We start from the raw sequence: 671 nt of genomic DNA, 5'->3' as shown, positions 1-671 counted from the left end.
CCTTCGTAGGTCTTGGTTTCATAGACGGCCATGTTGGGCGCGGTCTTGTAGCCGGTGGCGTGCTCGAACTTCACGTCCGGGAAGTCCTTGGCGACTTTCAGCATTGGCTCCATGTAGCCGAAGGTGGTGCCGAAGATCAGCTTGTTGCCCTGGCTGGCCAGGTCGCGGAAGACGCGCTCGGCGTCCGAGCTTTCCGGCACTTTCTCGACGAAGGTGGTCTGGATCTTGTCGCCGAACGCAGCCTCGACTGCCTTGCGGCCCTGGTCATGGGCGAAGGTCCAGCCGCCGTCGCCCACCGGGCCGACGTACACGAAAGCCACTTTCAGCGGACCGCTGGCAGGCGCGGCGGCCGGCGCAGGCGCGGCGGCGGGTGCGGCCGACGTCTTGGTTTCGGTCTTTTCGCCGCAGGCGGCCAGCATCATCGATGATGCAACCACCAGCAGGCCGGCTTTGAGCGTGCTGCGTTTTTTCAGGTCAAACATAAAAAATTCCCCAAGGTGAAGAGCGAGAGTCAAACAAAAAAACCAGAATATTTCCGGTAGCAAATTTTACGCCAGATCGTGTCAAAACACTCAGGCGGCGTTCGGATTGAAGTTCTTGCCCAGCGAGGCCGGGATATTCAGGCGGATCCAGTCCGGATTGCGCGAGATCAGCGCCAGCACCACGATGGT

General features: G+C 60.4%; 1 protein-coding gene. It reads right to left on the bottom strand.

All coding sequences use genetic code 11. The annotated features are described in order from the left end of the window. Nucleotides 1–482: BMP family ABC transporter substrate-binding protein (locus JK635_RS28650; protein ID WP_202655043.1), on the bottom strand; the 482-nt coding region annotated here is incomplete at its 3' end. Between the last annotated feature and the right edge of the window lie 189 nt (nt 483–671).

The sequence above is a fragment of the Neobacillus paridis genome, from assembly GCF_016765675.1.
Lineage (GTDB): Bacteria > Bacillota > Bacilli > Bacillales > Cytobacillaceae > Neobacillus > Neobacillus paridis.
The sequence above is the reverse complement of the archived record's forward strand: the minus strand, read 5'-3'. Positions and strand labels throughout refer to the sequence as shown.